The sequence below is a fragment of the Flavobacterium sp. genome (assembly GCF_035456225.1).
In the GTDB taxonomy this organism is placed as follows: domain Bacteria; phylum Bacteroidota; class Bacteroidia; order Flavobacteriales; family Flavobacteriaceae; genus Flavobacterium.
This window is the reverse complement of the sequence record NZ_DATIDM010000225.1, coordinates 1-17,580: the sequence shown is the minus strand read 5'-3', so window position 1 is coordinate 17,580 and position 17,580 is coordinate 1. Positions and strand designations below refer to the sequence as shown.

16 protein-coding genes are annotated in these 17,580 nt (G+C 37.3%); 9 read left to right on the top strand and 7 right to left on the bottom strand.

Going from position 1 to position 17,580, the window contains the following annotated elements; all coding sequences use genetic code 11:
- Positions 1–269: hypothetical protein (locus tag VLB74_RS13055; RefSeq protein WP_325203896.1), on the bottom strand; the 269-nt coding region annotated here is incomplete at its 3' end.
- Between the two features lie 278 nt (positions 270–547).
- Here VLB74_RS13055 and VLB74_RS13050 point away from each other — a divergent pair.
- A complete protein-coding gene (locus VLB74_RS13050; protein WP_325203895.1) occupies positions 548–1,807 on the top strand; it encodes a cysteate-C-fatty acyltransferase in 1,260 nt (419 codons plus the stop codon).
- A 310-nt stretch (positions 1,808–2,117) separates the two neighbouring features.
- Here the strand turns inward: VLB74_RS13050 and VLB74_RS13045 are convergent, their stop codons facing one another.
- Both VLB74_RS13045 and VLB74_RS13040 read right to left on the bottom strand, forming a co-directional pair.
- Positions 2,118–3,236 (bottom strand): GTP cyclohydrolase, encoded by a 1,119-nt coding sequence (locus VLB74_RS13045; RefSeq protein ID WP_325203894.1) that lies wholly within the window; start codon positions 3,234–3,236, stop codon positions 2,118–2,120.
- A gap of 2 nt (positions 3,237–3,238) precedes the next feature.
- Complete coding sequence (locus tag VLB74_RS13040; RefSeq protein WP_325203893.1) at positions 3,239–4,192, bottom strand: transporter; 954 nt, start codon at positions 4,190–4,192, stop codon at positions 3,239–3,241.
- A 129-nt stretch (positions 4,193–4,321) separates the two neighbouring features.
- Here VLB74_RS13040 and VLB74_RS13035 point away from each other — a divergent pair, with 129 nt between their 5' ends.
- From VLB74_RS13035 to VLB74_RS13020, 4 genes are all read left to right on the top strand, one after another.
- Complete coding sequence (locus VLB74_RS13035) at positions 4,322–4,585, top strand: DUF4834 family protein (protein ID WP_325203892.1); 264 nt, start codon at positions 4,322–4,324, stop codon at positions 4,583–4,585.
- A gap of 102 nt (positions 4,586–4,687) precedes the next feature.
- Complete coding sequence (locus VLB74_RS13030) at positions 4,688–7,114, top strand: YfhO family protein (RefSeq protein ID WP_325203891.1); 2,427 nt, start codon at positions 4,688–4,690, stop codon at positions 7,112–7,114.
- A gap of 53 nt (positions 7,115–7,167) precedes the next feature.
- A complete protein-coding gene (crcB, locus tag VLB74_RS13025; RefSeq protein WP_325203890.1) occupies positions 7,168–7,539 on the top strand; it encodes a fluoride efflux transporter CrcB in 372 nt (123 codons plus the stop codon).
- Positions 7,540–8,817, top strand: a complete 1,278-nt coding sequence (locus tag VLB74_RS13020; RefSeq protein WP_325203889.1) for a glycosyltransferase family 4 protein — start codon at positions 7,540–7,542, stop codon at positions 8,815–8,817.
- Between the two features lie 67 nt (positions 8,818–8,884).
- Here VLB74_RS13020 and VLB74_RS13015 read toward each other — a convergent pair whose 3' ends face one another.
- Entirely contained in the window at positions 8,885–9,601 is a 717-nt protein-coding gene (locus tag VLB74_RS13015) for a hypothetical protein (RefSeq protein WP_325203888.1), read from the bottom strand.
- Between the two features lie 366 nt (positions 9,602–9,967).
- Here VLB74_RS13015 and VLB74_RS13010 point away from each other — a divergent pair, with 366 nt between their 5' ends.
- Positions 9,968–11,155, top strand: coding sequence for a M28 family peptidase (locus VLB74_RS13010; RefSeq protein WP_325203887.1), 1,188 nt, complete (start codon positions 9,968–9,970; stop codon positions 11,153–11,155).
- Positions 11,156–11,190: 35 nt separating this feature from the next.
- Here the strand turns inward: VLB74_RS13010 and uvrA are convergent, their stop codons facing one another.
- On the bottom strand, positions 11,191–13,977 hold the full coding sequence (gene uvrA / locus VLB74_RS13005; protein WP_325203886.1) for an excinuclease ABC subunit UvrA: 2,787 nt from the start codon (positions 13,975–13,977) through the stop codon (positions 11,191–11,193).
- Positions 13,978–14,294: 317 nt separating this feature from the next.
- On the opposite strand from uvrA, the gene VLB74_RS13000 reads away from it, so the two are divergent.
- Complete coding sequence (locus VLB74_RS13000; protein ID WP_325203885.1) at positions 14,295–14,879, top strand: RNA polymerase sigma factor; 585 nt, start codon at positions 14,295–14,297, stop codon at positions 14,877–14,879.
- A gap of 51 nt (positions 14,880–14,930) precedes the next feature.
- Complete coding sequence (locus VLB74_RS12995) at positions 14,931–15,074, top strand: hypothetical protein (protein ID WP_325203884.1); 144 nt, start codon at positions 14,931–14,933, stop codon at positions 15,072–15,074.
- Between the two features lie 35 nt (positions 15,075–15,109).
- Here VLB74_RS12995 and nth read toward each other — a convergent pair whose 3' ends face one another.
- Entirely contained in the window at positions 15,110–15,763 is a 654-nt protein-coding gene (gene nth / locus VLB74_RS12990) for an endonuclease III (RefSeq protein ID WP_325203883.1), read from the bottom strand.
- Between the two features lie 185 nt (positions 15,764–15,948).
- Between nth and bcp the strand changes: the two genes are divergently transcribed.
- Entirely contained in the window at positions 15,949–16,401 is a 453-nt protein-coding gene (gene bcp, locus VLB74_RS12985) for a thioredoxin-dependent thiol peroxidase (protein WP_325203882.1), read from the top strand.
- Between the two features lie 54 nt (positions 16,402–16,455).
- Here the strand turns inward: bcp and VLB74_RS12980 are convergent.
- Positions 16,456–17,580: TonB-dependent receptor (locus VLB74_RS12980; RefSeq protein ID WP_325203881.1), on the bottom strand; the 1,125-nt coding region annotated here is incomplete at its 5' end.

Sequence of the window (17,580 nt, the reverse complement as noted above, 5' to 3'; positions counted from 1 at the left end):
TTCCGGGGAACAACATATAATGACTGAGAATCTTCGGTTTCATTTTCGTTTTCCGAAAGCTCAATCTTGTCTTTATCTATCTTCTGAATAAAATACGGCTGGTGGAGAATCGAAACCGATTCGAATTCCACAGCCAATTCTGTCGGATTCTGAAAAGTTGTCTGCGATTCTTTAAAAGGAGCACCAGCCTCATATGAATTAGCGAACAATTGATTGCTAATCATTAAGGCAGTGGAAAGAATCAGTATGTAATTAAACAGTCTTTTCATAACAGATGAGCAAAAGTAATTAAACTTTTCTGTTGAGGGAATTTGAGACCAATTAAAATAATGTTAAAATAATTTAACTGTTTTGTAAAGAAATATAATGGTTGTTTTCCTAGTTTAAGTAGTAATACAAGTTTTTAAAATGTTGCTTGTCATGCTGTTTTTTTAATTAAATTGTCATGAGGAATTTTAGATTTTAAAAATTGTAAATTATTATGATAGAAGAGTAGAAATAATTACTTTTGGAACGATTAAAAATCAGATTTATACCTATTTGAATTATGGCTAAAGATTTATTTGAAAGAATACAAAACAATAAAGGTCCTTTAGGTAAATGGGCCTCTCAAGCAGAAGGGTACTATGTGTTTCCGAAATTGGAAGGCGAATTAGGACCTAGAATGCAGTTCCACGGAAAAGAAATTTTGAACTGGTCTATCAACGATTATTTAGGGTTGGCAAATCATCCTGAAGTTCGTAAAGCCGATATCGAAGCAGCACAAAAATACGGTGCGGCATATCCGATGGGAGCTCGTATGATGTCAGGACATACAACATACCATGAGCAGTTGGAAAGAGAATTGGCTGCTTTTGTAATGAAGGAATCTGCCTATTTGTTGAATTTCGGTTATCAGGGGATGGTGTCTATCATTGATGCATTGGTAAGTAAAAACGACATCATTGTATATGATGTGGATTCACACGCTTGTATCATTGACGGTGTTCGTTTACATATGGGCAAGCGTTTTACATACAAACACAATGATTTGGAGAGTATGGAGAAAAACCTTCAGCGTGCTACCAAAATGGCTGATGAAACCGGAGGAGGAATCCTTTTCATTACAGAAGGTGTTTTCGGTATGCGTGGTCAGCAAGGAAAGCTGAAAGAGATTGTTGCCATGAAAGAAAGATACAACTTCCGTTTGTTAGTTGACGATGCACACGGTTTCGGAACACTTGGTAAAACAGGTGCCGGAGCAGGTGAGGAGCAAGGTTGTCAGGACGGAATTGACGTGTATTTTTCAACATTTGCTAAATCAATGGCTAATATAGGTGCATTCGTTGCAGCTGATAAAGACGTTATTGATTACTTAAAATACAACTTGCGTTCGCAAATGTTTGCCAAAGCATTACCAATGATTCAGACTATCGGTTCCTTGAAACGTCTGGAATTGTTGCGTAAATCTTCTGAAATAAAAGATAAACTTTGGGAAAATGTAAATGCGCTGCAAAACGGTTTAAGAGAAAAAGGATTCAATATCGGAGATACAAATACATGTATCACACCGGTTTATCTTGAAGGGTCAATTCCGGAAGCGATGGTGATGGTAAACGACTTACGCGAGAACTATGGAATTTTCCTTTCTATTGTTGTGTACCCGGTTATCCCGAAAGGAATTATTTTATTGCGTATGATTCCTACGGCTTCCCATACCTTACAAGATATCAATGAAACGTTAACTGCTTTCGAAGCTATTCGAGAAAAACTTGTAAATGGTACTTATAAACAGATTGCTCAAGAAACTACAGTAGATGTTTCGTAAGTAAAGTTAAATCTTACAAATAAAAAAACCATTTGTTTTATCAAATGGTTTTTTTATTGTTTTATAACAACGAGTTATTTTTTTCGTTAACTGAACATGCGTTTTCATTAACCAAAAATCGACATTCAGAAGTTTTGGGAAAACGCCAAAGGGTTTTCATTTTACTTTTGGCAAAAATTAAAGCCCCGCCCCCATGAAAACATTATTTAAAAAAGAACGTACTGAAGCCATGTTGCTTTTAATGTACGCAATAGTTATTGTCTCTGTATTGTTTTCAATGGTGTAACTTCCTCGTCAGGTTTTCAGAAGGTTAAATATCTTTTCTATAGGTTCTCCTTCTTTTGTGAATTTTCGGATCAAAGTTTTTCCAAAGATTGTGCATAGCGTGATTTTCTTCTAATTCAGGAGTCCGGATGAATTTTTTGATTTTTTTCTCCTGGAACACTTTGTAAAAGTCATCAAAGATTACAGCAGTTATCCCTTTATTGTGATATTCGGGATGTACGCCTATCAGATAGAAAACCACTTCTCTGGATTTCTTTTTTGCATGCAATAAATGAAGAAAACCGAATGGGAATAATTTTCCTTTCGCTTTTTGTAATGCCGTTTCATAAGAAGGCATTACAATGGTGAAAGCAATGATTTTATCGTTACCATCGACAACGAATTTGATGTATTCCGGGTTAATGAAGCTGATGTACTTTTTCTTGAAATAGTCTTGCATTTCCTTGTTTATTGGAACGAAAGACTGTAAACCGGTATAAGCTTCATTGAATAATTCGAACATCTGATCCACATAGGGCATGACATCCGAGTTCTTTTTGAATTCAAGTGTTCTTAAGCCATAACGCTCCCTGATCATTTTGCTGGCACGCTGAAATGGTGCCGGGTTAATGGCATCCATGGTGAACCAGCTCTCGTAAAATTCCTTTTCAGGAACCATGCCCAGTTTTTCGAAATGTTCTTTGTAGTAAGGCATGCTGTACCACGAAATCATTGTTCCTTGTTCATTGAAACCTTCGGTCAGAACGCCCACTTTATCTAAATTTGAAAAACCCATCGGACCTTCGATATGATCCATCTGGTGTTTATGGCCAAGTTCAACGGCTTTTTCTAGCAGCGCTTTGGTAACTTCAATGTCGTCAATCACGTCAAACCAGCCGAAACGAACTTTCTTTTTGCCTAACAGTTTTACTTCATCCCAATTAATCATGGTAGCAATTTTTCCGACTATTTTATTGTCTTTGTAGGCCAGATAAAAATGGGCTTCGGCACTTTTGAACGCCGGATTTTTGGCAGCGTCAAACGATTCCAGTTCATCCTGAATTATAGGTGGAATCCAATACGGATTGTCTTTAAAAATTTCAAAAGAAAATAATACAAACTCTTTTAGTTCTTTTTTGGAGCTGACTTCTTTAATCGTAATCATAATTATTTTACTTCGTCGGAACGTTTTTTCTTTTCTTCTTCCACTTTTTTGCCTTTAGAATCGCCTTTCACTTCCTTACCGTCTTTAATTTCGATTGGTTTGTAGCTCTTGTCAAAGCGCCATGAGAATCCTGCACCCGCAATGAAGATAGACGGTGTGTTTTTGATACTTGTTCCGACGGAAGCATCAACCTGCATGTTTTTCTTTATCAGATAAGCGGCACCTCCTCTGAATATACAATCAGCATACCAGTCGCTTTTGTATCCCTGATTTTCTAAAAATACGGACCAATTTTGGTTGATACCGTGGCTCAAAGTCAGTATGTAACCGTAACTTGGATAATCGGTAGTGAATTTGTCGGCAATAAGGTTTGTGGTTAACACAGTTCGGCTTCCAAAGTGGTTTTGAAGTAACAACATTACTTTCGGACTCACGCTCGGATCGGTAGGGAAGGTGTACGGATTGTCACCCGGATTAAAATTAGCGCCGATATAACCTCCTATGGCAGGTCGTAATTTTCTCCACTTAAATTTGTGTTCGGCTTTCCAGCTATACACGTTTACTTTTTCAACGTAATTTTTCCACGGATCATAAAATAAATATTTGGCGCCTACCGTCAATTGTCGGAATCCATTTCGATCTTCCTGAAAGCCTCCGGGAGCGGTGTAAGTGTCTTTTTGATATTGCATCTCGGCAATGAACTCCAGCTGCTCAAAAAATGCTCCGTATCGCGCTACCAGTTCCAATCCGAAACCTTTAGATTGCCATTCCTGCAAATCGTGGTCCTCTTTGGTATAATAAATACCAGTTTCAGCCTGAATTACTTTTTTCCCTATTGAGAAAGCTCCAAAAGATTTTCCCGGACGGTTGGAGTTAATCTCATCGGTATGTTGAGCGATTGCAATTCCTGACGTAATCAGTAAAAAACCAAGTAGTTTCGTTTTTAATCGGAGCATAAAGTGTATTTTGTTTAAATTTTTAAAGCATATCAGCCGACCAAAAATAGTTATTTTATTATTATTTTAAGAAAGTGATCTTATTTTTAAATGTAGCTTTGCTTAAATTTGACAAAATTTAGATTCAGGATGGAAACAGCATCACTTACAGGTTTGGTTAAAGCTTTGCTTTGGATTCTCTTTATATACTATGCGTTAAAATTCATTATGCGATTGCTGGCTCCTTATTTTTTGCAACAGGTAGTTAAAAAAGCAGAGGAGAATTTTAAACAACAGCAGCAAAATTATCAGCAACAATATTCGCAATCAAATACACAACAGTCTTCTCATTCCGAAATGCCCAAAGAGAAGAAGAAAGTGGGCGAGTATATTGATTTTGAAGAAATTGAATAGTTTAAATTAAAACGAATAACAGCCGAGTTATTCGTTTTCTTTTTTTAAAGGGTTTTTATTGTTATTTTAGCCTGATTTTTTAGCGAATTGAAGCAAAATAATATGAAAAACCTGAACAAGATTTACCCTTATTTGTTAGTCGTAATCGGCTTTGCAGTAATTTCAATACTTTATTTTTATCCGGTAATGCAGGGTAAAAAAGTGAATCAGAGTGATATTGCTCAATACACCGGAATGGCAAAGGAGCAAAACGATTTCAGAAAAGAAACAGGAGAAGAACCTTATTGGACTAACAGTGCTTTCGGAGGGATGCCTACTTATCAGTTAGGAGCCAATTATCCGCACAATTACATCAAAAAATTAGATAACCTGATTCGTTTTTTACCACGACCTGCAGATTATCTGTTCCTTTATTTTATCGGATTCTTCATTTTGCTTAAGTCTTTGAAAGTAGACAATCTCAAGGCTTTTTTCGGAGCACTTGCTTTTGGTTTTTCCACCTATATGATTATTATTCTAGGGGTAGGGCATAATGCCAAAGCCCATGCGATTGCCTATATGCCAATGGTGGTGGCCGGTGTGATTATGGTTTATCAGAAGCGCTATTTGGCTGGAGGATTGCTGACCATGATTGCCGCTGCTTTTGAAATCAATGCGAATCACTTCCAGATGACGTTTTACTTGTTGTTACTTTTGTTAGTAATCGCTGCGTATTTCAAAATACAGTATTTGAAAGAAAGAGATTTCAAAGGACTTTGGAAAGCTTTTGGCGTTTTCATATTAGCGGGAATCCTGGCAGTCGGGGCCAATGCAACCAACTTAATGGCCACTTCGGAATACGCTAAAAATTCAACGCGAAGTGACAGTGAATTAACGTTTTCAGCGGACGGAAAGAAAGCGGAAAACAACAACGCAATGTCTTATGAATATATTACCGAATACAGTTACGGTATTGGGGAAAGTTTGAATTTAATCGCACCGCGTTTATTTGGTGGTTCCAATCATGAAAATGTAGGGGAAGGGTCTCCGATGTACGAATTCGTTTTGGGCCAGGGCGCCTCTCCAACGGAAGCCAAAGATTTTGCTTCGGCAGTACCAACTTATTGGGGAGATCAGCCTATAGTGGCAGCACCGGCATATATCGGAGCAATCGTATTCTTCCTGTTTGTTTTGGGAATGTTCATAGATAAACGTAAAATTAAATATGCCTTTTTAGCTGGAGCCATACTTTCATTATTATTGTCATGGGGGAAATATTTCCCTCTTTTGACAGACTTTTTCATCGATTTCGTACCGATGTACAACAAATTCCGAGCGGTTTCTTCAATTCAGGTTATTTTGGAATTGTGTATGCCGGTAATGGCCATTTTAGGAATGCAGGCTTTCTTTAATGCCGAAGAAAAAGCCCGTTTTAAAGCCTTGTGGATGACCGCTGCAACTACATTAGGTATTATTATTGTACTGTTTATGTGCAAAGGAATGTTCAGCTTTACAGGAGGCAGCGACAGCATGTATTTGCAAGCCTACGGAGAAATGGGGCCACCGTTCATCAATGCGTTGAAAGAACAACGTCAGGAAATGTATTCATCTGACTTAATGCGCTCTGGTATATTGATTGCCCTTACAGCTGCCATGCTATGGTTGTTCATAAAGAATAAAATTTCGGAATTGACCACCATAATCTGCGTTGGTGTTTTGATGGTGGGTGATTTGTTCTTCGTAGATAAAAATTATGTAAACAGCGATAGTTTTGTTTCTGCCCGTCAGGCGGATATTCCGTTTGAAGCGACTCCGGCAGATCAGCACATTTTGGCCGATACAACGAATTATCGTGTGTTTGAGGTTGAAGGCAATATGGCGAGCGCAAGAGCATCGTATTTCCATAAATCGATTGGTGGATATCATGCGGCCAAGCCAAGAAAAATGCAACAGTTGTTTGATTATCAGATTGCCAAAAACAATATCGGTGTGCTGAATATGCTGAATGTGAAATACATTATTCAGAAAGACGAACAAGGACAGGATATGCCAATGACTAATCCGAATGTCAATGGAAATGCCTGGTTCGTAAGCGAAGTTAAACTGGTAAATTCAGCCGACGAGGAAATGAAAGGGCTGGACAAACTGGATACAAAGAAAACGGCAATCGTTAACCAAAAGGAATTTGCAGGCGCTGTAAAATCTACTTCGCTTGTAAAAGACAGTCTGGCAACGATCCAATTGAAGGTTTATAAACCGAATTATTTGAAATATACTTCAAACAACACAAACAATGGGGTAGCCGTTTTCTCGGAAATCTATTATCCCAAAGGATGGATTGCTACCATTGACGGTAAAGAAACAGATATTTTCTGTGCTGATTATGTATTGAGAGCGATAAATGTTCCTGCCGGAAAACACACGATTGAATTCAAATTCGAACCACAGGTAGTAAAAACCGGAAGCATGATTTCATTGTTCAGCTTCATTGGAATGTTAGTGTTGGTAGGTTTCGGAATCTTTACTGAAGTTAGGAGAAAAAAGGAATAAGGGAAAAGGGAAAAGATTGAATTGCGTTTTGTAATTCGTAATTTGTAATTAATTTGAGAACAATTCTATTAATAGCATTAGGTGGAGGTTTGGGTAGTGTTTTTCGCTATCTGACATCGCAATGGATTAATAAACATACTCAATTGTTTTTCCCGTACGCAACTTTTATAACCAATGTTTTAGGATGTTTTCTTATTGGGTTGTTTTTGGGATGGATGGAAAAAAATAATGTCACTAATCCTGATTTGAAATTTTTTCTCGTAACGGGTTTTTGCGGAGGTTATACAACGTTTTCAACCTTTTCAAATGAAAACATACAGTTGTTTAATGCGAATCAGTCAGGAACGGCATTTCTTTACATAGGATTGAGCGTGATTTTAGGATTAGCTGCAACCTGGGCTGGTTTAACGGTTTCAAAATTGTAAATGAAAAAAGTACTCATCATAACTTATTATTGGCCACCGGCAGGCGGTCCCGGCGTTCAGCGTTGGTTAAAGTTTGTGAAGTATCTGCCTGATTTTGGAATCGAACCGATAGTTTACATTCCGGAAAATCCGACTTACCCTTTACTGGATGAGAAGTTACTTTCGGAAGTACCGGCAAACGTAACGATCCTTAAAAATAAGATTGTAGAACCGTATGCCTGGGCTTCGGTTTTTTCAAAAAAGAGTACAAAAAAAATAAGTTCCGGAATCATTCCGAACCAAAAGAAGCAATCGTTTGTTCAGAAAATGATGCTTTGGGTAAGAGGAAACCTTTTCATTCCCGATGCCAGGGTTTTGTGGGTCAAACCATCAGTTACCTATTTATCGAACTACATTCAGGAAAACGGGATCGAGACCATCATCACCACCGGTCCGCCGCATAGTCTGCATCTGATTGGTTTGCAGTTAAAGAAACAGCTAAATGTAAAATGGGTTGCTGATTTTCGTGATCCGTGGACAACCATCGGTTATCATAAGGCATTGAAATTATCGGCTTCATCGGCAAAAAAACATAAAAAAATGGAATCCGAGGTGATGAATAATGCAGATTTCCTTTTAGTAACAAGTCCGACAACAAAAAAGGAATTTGAAGTAATCACCACAAAACCGATTCACGTTATTACCAACGGTTACGATGTTGAAAATGTGAGCCTACAACCTTTGGACGAGAAATTCACTTTGGCTCATATTGGTTCGTTTTTATCTGAAAGAAACCCAAGGATTTTATGGAAGGCACTTCAGGAATTGATTCGTGAAAATAATAAGTTCAGGGAAGCTTTCGAATTGAAGTTAATCGGTGCCGTGAGCCAGGAGGTTTTAGATACCATAACTGAATTTAAGTTGTCTGACTATGTGAATAATCTGGGGTATGTTTCACATCAAGTAGCTTTGGAACACCAGCGTAAATCACAGGTTTTGTTGCTTATTGAAATCGATTCGGAAGAAACCAAAAGCATCATTCCGGGAAAACTTTTTGAATATATGGTTTCCGAAAGACCTATTTTGGCGATTGGCCCAAATGATGCTGATTTCTCGGTAATCTTAAAACAAACCAATACAGGGACTTTTGCTTTGTATGATGAAAAGGAACAGGTGAAAGAGGCTATTCTGGGGTATTTCAATTTGTATTTGGATCAAAATTTAAAAGTATATCCGGTTGGTTTACAGCAATACAGCAGAAAGAATCTGACTAAAGAGTTAGCTTCGTTACTACAATAAAAAAAATCCCGCTACACATTGCTGTTTCGCGGGACCTTAACCAAATTTAACCAACCAAATTTATTAATTATGCTCTCTTGTTTTTCTCAATTACAGCTTGCTCGTCTTTCTTAACGGCGTCGATTTCTTCTGAAGTCATTTTGGCTTTTGTTCCATCGGCTTTATAGTAATAGTAATCGTCTTCATTGTATCCGGAACCGCTTTCGTATCCGTAATCGTTTCCTGAATCCTGATTGTCATAACCGTTTCCGTTGTAAGTGTAAGGATTGTAGCTATAACCATGGCTCCAACCGTTTACATAACCATCTACATCGATGATATAACCTCTTCTGTTGTACAGTATTCGTAAACCACCCACTTGAGAAAGCGCAAAGCTGTTGTATCTCATATAAACAGAACCTACACGTTTTACCCTATTGTATCCGTCATAGTTGATGAAAACATTTCCGATGCGTCGTACTCTGCCAAAGTTATCGTGCTCTACGCGTACACCATAGTTGGCTGGGCCATAATGAGTTGATGTGTGAACACCTGGCGCTCCATAGGTCGTATTTACGGTTGTTTGTCTTGGACCTGAAGGACGCGTATTGAAATCAAATTGTCCGTCAGGGAAAACATAAAATTCTATTCCACGTTCCATGAACACGATTGGTTCGGCATTTCTGTAATCTGCAGCATAACGCGGACCTTTTTCATTGTTATCAGAAAAAACAGGATTTTCTGACGCATAAGCCATACTTCCTACCAGAAGCATACTGGCTACTAAAAGAGTAATTTTGTTCATAATACAATAATTTAATAGTTTACCTACTCGTTACGTTTTTCGGTTTTCACGTTTCTGATTTTATTCAGAGTTTCATTTGATAAGAGATATCCAATTTGCATGCCAAAAAATGAATGAGTAATTTTGCTTTATAGTTAATTGTGTGTAACTGTTTGATTTTTAGATATATATTTTTGTAAAAAAAATCCCGTTTCTTTTTTTGAAACAGGATTTATGGGAAGGTTGAAAATTGATTTGATTATATTTTTTCATTTTTTGTATTAATGAAATTGAAATGAAAAAATTTAAAAAAAGGCATTCGATTAGTTAAATTTTTTTAAATTCGTAAACCAAAAACTAACTGACTTAACTAAAACTAACTGGAAAATGAATTTTCTAAAACGAAACACAATAGTGTTTTTATTGGGAATCGTTAGTCTGCAAACCACCACAGCGCAGACTTTCATTCAAAGATATGCCGATATTGTCAATCAGACATCTCAAGCCAATATCACTAACAATTTAACCCAATTTGAATCCTTTGGCGTAAAAAGAAGAGGTACGACGGCACTGCAAAATACATTGAATTGGTTAAAGAACAAATACCTGAGTTATGGTTATACAGCAGGACAAATGGTGGAAGATTCTTATTCCTATTCCGGTTTTACCTGTAAAAACCTGGTACTGACGAAAGTAGGAACTCTTTATCCCAACACTTATGTAATTATTTGTGGGCATTACGATTCTATTACCGGAACTGGAACAAACGACAACGGGAGTGGAACCGCAGTATTGCTTGAAGCTGCACGTTTGCTACAAAATGTACCAACAGAATACTCTATAAAGTTTATCAATTTTAGCGGTGAAGAAGATGGGTTGTACGGAAGTCAGCATTATGTGTCTTCGGTTGTAAATGGAACCACCCCGAAAATGGATATCAGACTGGTGTTTAATATTGATGAAGTAGGCGGAGTGGCCGGAATGACAAACAACAATATTACATGTGAAAGAGATACAGGGAGTCCGACATCTAATAATGCTGCCTCGAATACAATGACAAACGAGTTAATCACTTGTGTTGGTTTATATTCTCCGTTGAGTACTACCTTGTCTTATGCGTATGCTTCGGATTATATGCCTTTTGAAGATAATAACGAAGTAATTACCGGGTTTTTCGAAACCAATGAAACAGCTTATGCCCATACAGCAAATGATTTGCTGGTAAATATGGATCCTGTTTACAATTATAATGTGTCTAAAGCGGCGACAGGAGCTTTACTCCATTTTGCGCGTGCGAGTACTTCGTTAGCAAATGACCAGTTCAATGCAGATTTTCAGATAAGTTTCTTTCCCAATCCGACAAAAGGTAAATTAAACATCAATTTGGGGATATTACCGAAAAACAATTATACGTTTTCGTTAATCGATATCCAGGGCAAAGAAGTTTACAGGGATTCCATAGCAAATGCAAAACAAATAGAAACTATTGATGTTTCCCGATTTAGTAAAGGGATTTACATGGGAATATTGGAAAGCGGCGAAAGCAGGATCACAAAAAAGATTGTGATTGAATAAATGAAAAAGACCTCATTTGTGAGGTCTTTTTTTATTTACAGTTTCTCTATAAGATATTTTCCTGTTATGGATTTTTCATTTTTTGTAATTTCTTCCGGGGTTCCGAAAGCAATCAGTTTTCCTCCGTTTTCTCCGCCTTCAGGGCCAATATCGATGATGTAATCGGCACATTTGATCAAATCGAGATTGTGTTCGATTACGATAATGGAATGTCCTTTTTCAAGTAAAGCATCAAACGAAGCCAATAGTTTTTTGATATCGTGAAAATGCAATCCGGTTGTTGGTTCGTCAAAAACAAACAACGCTTTTTCTTTAGTTGCTCCTTTAACTAAAAAGGAGGCCAATTTAATACGTTGCGCTTCCCCGCCGGAAAGGGTAGAGGAAGACTGTCCCAATTGCACATATCCCAAACCAACATCCTGTAGCGGTTGTAATTTTTGAGTGATTTTGGTTTGTTTATGTTCATTGAAAAACGCAATGGCGTCATCAATGGTCATCGTTAAGATATCATCGATGTTCTTGTTTTCGTAATTTACCTCAAGGATCTCTTTTTTGAAGCGTTTACCACCACAGGTTTCACATTCCAGGTGTACATCGGCCATAAACTGCATTTCGATAGTCACTTCACCATCGCCTTTACAGGTTTCGCAGCGACCGCCTTCTACGTTGAAAGAAAAATGTTTCGGCTGGTAGCCACGCATTTTGGACAATTGCTGTTTGGAAAACAAATCACGGATTTCATCGTAAGCCTTAATATAGGTTACCGGATTCGAACGCGAACTTCTTCCAATCGGGTTCTGATCCACATATTCGATATGTTTTATATGGGAATAGCTTCCCGCTAATTCAGTAAACTGACCTGCTTTTTCTCCTACGCCTTCGAGTTTTTTCTGTAGGGCAGGGAATAATATTTTTTTTACCAAGGTACTTTTTCCACTTCCGGAAACGCCGGTAATTACCGTTAAGCATTCCAAAGGAAAAGTTACATTGATGTTTTTTAAGTTATTTTCACGTGCGCCGATAACATCAATGTGATTTTTAAATTTTCGGCGTTTTTTGGGAACTTCAATCTGCATTTTTCCATTCAGGTATTGTGCAGTAAGTGAGTCGGCTTTCAGGATTTCGTCATAAGTTCCCTGGGCGACCAATTCACCGCCTAAACTACCTGCTTCCGGACCGATATCGATAATCATGTCTGCCGCTTTCATGATGTCTTCATCGTGTTCCACCACAATTACGGTATTTCCTAAATTGCGCAAATCTTCCAGAACTTTTATCAGTCTTTCGGTATCTTTTGGATGTAAGCCGATACTTGGTTCGTCCAAAATATACATGGATCCCACTAAACTGCTACCCAATGAAGTAGCCAGGTTAATTCGTTGGGATTCCCCTCCGGAAAGTGTGGCTGAATTTCGGTTAAGGGTAAGATAGTTCAAGCCCACTTCATCCAAAAATCGCAAACGGTTATTGATTTCGATTAAAAGACGTTTGGCAACTTTCTCGTCATATTCCGATAAGGTTAATTCTTTAAAGAATTCGATCAGGTTTTTAATCGGTAAATCGACCAAATCAGAAATGGTTTTGCCACCAACTCGAATGTAATTCGCTTCCGGACGTAATCGTTTTCCCTTACAGGTATTACATTTTGTTTTACCGCGATAGCGTGACAACATTACGCGGTTTTGAATTTTATAATTTTTCTCTTCCAATTCCTGAAAGAAAGCATCCAATCCTACAAAATATTGGTTTCCAGTCCAGATTAATGCCTTTTGTTCGTTTGATAATTCGAAATAAGGTTTGTGAATCGGGAAATCAAAATGATGACTGTTGTTGACCAACTGATCGCGATACCAGCCCATGCTTTCGCCACGCCAAGGATAGATGGCATTTTCATAAACGGAAAGGGCTGTATTTGGTATCACTAATTCTTCATCAATACCGATGACATTGCCATAACCTTCGCATTTCGGGCAGGCACCATACGGATTGTTGAAGCTGAACAAATGAACGTTGGGTTCCAGAAACGTAATTCCGTCCAATTCAAAGTTATTGCTGTAAACAAATCGTTTATCTGAATTTAATTCCTGCAGATAACATTCGCCTTTTCCTTCATAAAAAGCGGTCTGAACGGCATCAGCCAAACGGTTGTAAAATTCTTCTTCTTCTTTTACGACGATCCTGTCGATGATTAACAGTACGTCTTTGTTATCCAGGGAATGCTGATCGATTTCGTCTAAACGGACCATTTCATTGTCAACCAAAATACGGGCAAAACCTTGTTGCAGCAATACTTTCAACTTGTCTTCAAGCGCTCGTCCTTCTTCTAAATGAATGGGGGCAAGCAAGAGCCATTTACTTTCTAAATCAAAATTTTTGACTTCGGAAATAACATCGCTGACAGTTTGTTTTTTCACTTCGTTGCCTGAAATAGGCGAAAAGGTTTTACCGATTCGGGCATACAATAATTTCAGATAATCATAAATCTCGGTTGATGTTCCGACAGTCGAACGGGCATTCGTTGTATTGACTTTCTGTTCGATGGCAATGGCTGGGGCAATTCCTTTTATATAATCAACCTTCGGTTTGTCCAATCGGCCTAAAAACTGACGGGCATAGGAAGACAAACTCTCAACATAACGGCGTTGGCCTTCAGCATAAAGCGTGTCGAAAGCTAAACTTGATTTTCCTGAACCTGAAAGTCCGGTGATAACCACAAGTTTGTTTCTTGGAATAGCTACATCCACATTCTTCAGATTGTGAAGTTGCGCTCCTTTTATGATGATGTTTTTCTTTGGTTCTAATGTCGTGATGTCAGTTTTCATAGAAAATGGCGATGAATTGCAAAGATAGCGAAAAACCAAATTTTAAAGAATTTGTTTGGGTATTATTACTGTCAAAATAAGCGAACTGCACTGTTTGTATATTAAATTGAGAATGAAGGTTTTATTTATTTTAATAATAGCAATTTTTAGTATATTGTGTTGCTAAATGTTAAATTTTAAATTATTATTTGTAGGATAAAAACATTTATTCTTATATTTGGTTAACAATAATTCAAAAAACAACATTCGCCTATTGTAAAAAAATACTTTTTAAGATTTTAGAATCTATACCCAAACCAAAACTAAAAAGTATTATTATGGCTAATGTTGTACTTCCGGACGCAGTCCTAGTAAAAAATTATGTAGGCGGAGATGAAAATGCTTTAGCTACATTAATTGAGAGACACCAATCTAAAATTTACGGATTTATCTATTCTAAGGTAATGGACAGAGATGTTACTGAAGATATTTTCCAGGACACTTTTATTAAAGTCATCAAAACTTTAAAGACGAAAAATTACAATGAAGAAGGTAAATTTTTACCTTGGGTAATGCGTATTTCCCATAATCTTATTGTTGATTATTTCAGAAAAACGAAGAAAATGCCTTTCAACAGAGATACTGAAGAATATTCCGTTTTTTCACTTATGACGGATAACAGTCCAAATGTTGAAACCAGAATCATTACGGAACAAGTTGAGGTAGATTTACAGCGTTTAATTAATGAATTGCCCGACGATCAGCGTGAGGTTTTGGTAATGCGAATTTATGACGATTTGAGCTTTAAGGAAATTGCCGATTTGACCGGGGTTAGTATCAATACAGCTTTAGGAAGAATGCGATATGCCTTGATGAATTTAAGAAAGGTTATAGAAAAAAATCAAATTATTTTAACGAATTAAACAATATTTATAATTGAGTTGCGTTATTGTTATATAATTAATATAGAAGCGATGGCAAAACTCTACTCTAAAAAGAAAAAGGCAAGTCCAAAAATGTCACCTAAAAAGGAAACAGTAAATTTTCTGCTCGACTATTCTAAAGCGTTGAACATAACAAAGGTGGGTGACTTAACTTTTGAGAATATTGCTAATTAGAAAAATGTCCCGGAATAGAAATTTCGGGACATTTTTTATTTATTCTTGAAGTACTCGTCAAGTACCGATTTCCTGCCAATGGTTTTTGTGATTATATCTTTCTCCATATTCCAGCCACGAGCCGGTGAATATTCTCTCCCATACCAAATAATCTGAAGATGTAAATCGTTCCACAGTTCGCGCGGAAAAATCCGTTTAGCATCTTTTTCTGTTTGTTGAACGTTTTTACCATTGGTTAAATTCCAGCGGTACATCAGTCGGTGAATGTGTGTGTCTACCGGAAAAGCAGGAACTCCAAAAGCCTGGCTCATCACGACGCTTGCCGTTTTATGTCCAACAGCAGGCAGGGCTTCCAATTCCTCAAAACTTTGTGGAACTTCTCCATTGTGTTTTTCAATCAATATTTGCGACAGACCATAAATTCCTTTTGATTTCATTGGCGAAAGTCCGCAAGGTTTTATGATTTCCTTGATTTCTTCAACAGAAAGTTTTACCATGTCATAAGGATTGTCAGCTTTTGCAAATAAAAGCGGAGTTATTTGGTTTACCCTCACATCAGTACATTGTGCCGAAAGAAGCACGGCTATTAATAATGTATACGGATCCTTGTGATTTAACGGAATCGGAATTTCAGGATAAAACTCATTCAGCGTGTCAATAACAAACTGAATTTTTTCGTTTTTAGTCATGGTAGCATTACGAATTATCAATTGTGAACTGCGAAAATAAGTTTTCTTTAGTGATAAAAAGAAGGGAATATGTAACTAAGTTTCTAAGTACTTACTTATTTGTTCAGCTATTCAGTTGCTTGGTCATTCAGAAACGTCAATAAACTTTGTAAATTAGCAACTCAAAAATTTAGTAGCTATTAAAAATGATAACATTACAGAAGGGTGATAAAGCACCAGATTTTTCAGGATTGGATCAGGATGGAAATATGCATTCATTGGCAGATTATACCGGAAAAAAACTGGTGGTTTTCTTCTATCCAAAAGCAAATACACCGGGTTGCATCACGGAAGCCTGTGATTTAAGGGATAATTATGAACGCTTTAAAGCCGGTAATTATATGCTATTAGGTGTCAGCGCCGACAGCCAGAAAGCACAGGGGAAATTTAAGAGTAAATTCGATTTTCCATTTCCGCTTTTGGCCGATGAAGATAAACAGGTTATTGAAGCTTTTGGCGTTTGGGGACCTAAAAAGTTTATGGGAAGAGAATTTGACGGGATCCACAGAACCACATTTATAATTGATGAAAACGGAATAATAGAAGATGTTATTACCAAAGTAAAGACCAAAGACCACACTGCCCAGATTTTAGGCTAATAAGATACCATCATATAAAAAAAGAGGAAGTATTGCTGCTTCCTCTTTTCTTTTTTATTTTTTTGTATTTTCTTCTAAAACAGTTTCCTCATTGTAACCAAAAAGATGATTTTTCTTGATTAGGTCTGCAATACCACCCGGGAGCATTTCTTCCCATCCTTTTTTTCCTTTACTGATCATTTTCAGAACTTCGCGCGAGAAGATTTTAAGGTGATCTTTGTCAAAATCGGTAATGTCGAGAACCTTTCCGTTGTAGGCGAAGAATTTGTATAATTCTTTCATTCGGGGATGAACCTTCAGGTTTTGTGAATTGATGATTTGGTGGTCTTCGTCTTCCATCGGGTATAAAAACACTTTTAAATCGCGATAGAATAATTTTCCGAAAGCTTCCAGAATTCCACCACTTAAGTGGCGGTAGTATTTCTCGTCGAAAATATCAATCAGATTGCTTACTCCCATAGCCAATCCCATACGGGCTTTGGTGTATTCAGAGAAATATTCCACTACTTTGTAATACTCCTGGAAATTGGAAATCATAACGGTTTGTCCCAGTGAACAAAGCAATTCCGCTCTGTCCATGAAATCAAGTTCGTCAATTTCTCCCTCGGAACGTAAATTGGACAAAGTGATTTCAAAAACAACCAAAGTGTTTTCTTTTTCCACTTTTTTCTCCTGAACGAACATTTCCAGTGATTTCTCATACATGTCCATGTTTACCTTGGTAACCGGACGGAAACTTCCGCGAAGCGCTAAAATATTTTTCTTGTATAAAACAGCAGCCGGCAGTACGTTGTTTCCATCAGGGCCAAACATTACCGCATCGGTCATTCCGTTTTTAACCAATTGTAAACTCATTAAACGGTTGTCTACATCTTTAAAACGGGGACCTGTAAAGTTAATTGTGTCTATTTCCAACTGGTCTTTATCCAAATGGTCGTATAAGTAACGCAATAATTTTCTGGGATCGTTGTATTTGTAAAATGCACCATAAATAAGGTTTACACCTAAAATACCAAGAGTTTCCTGTTGTAATTTGGAATCGTTTTCTTTAAAACGAATATGCAGAATGATTTCGTTGTAATCTTCATTAGGTTCGACCTGAAATTTTATTCCAACCCAACCATGACCTTTAAATTGTTTTGCCAAGTCGATGGTGGCCACGGTATTAGCATAGCTGAA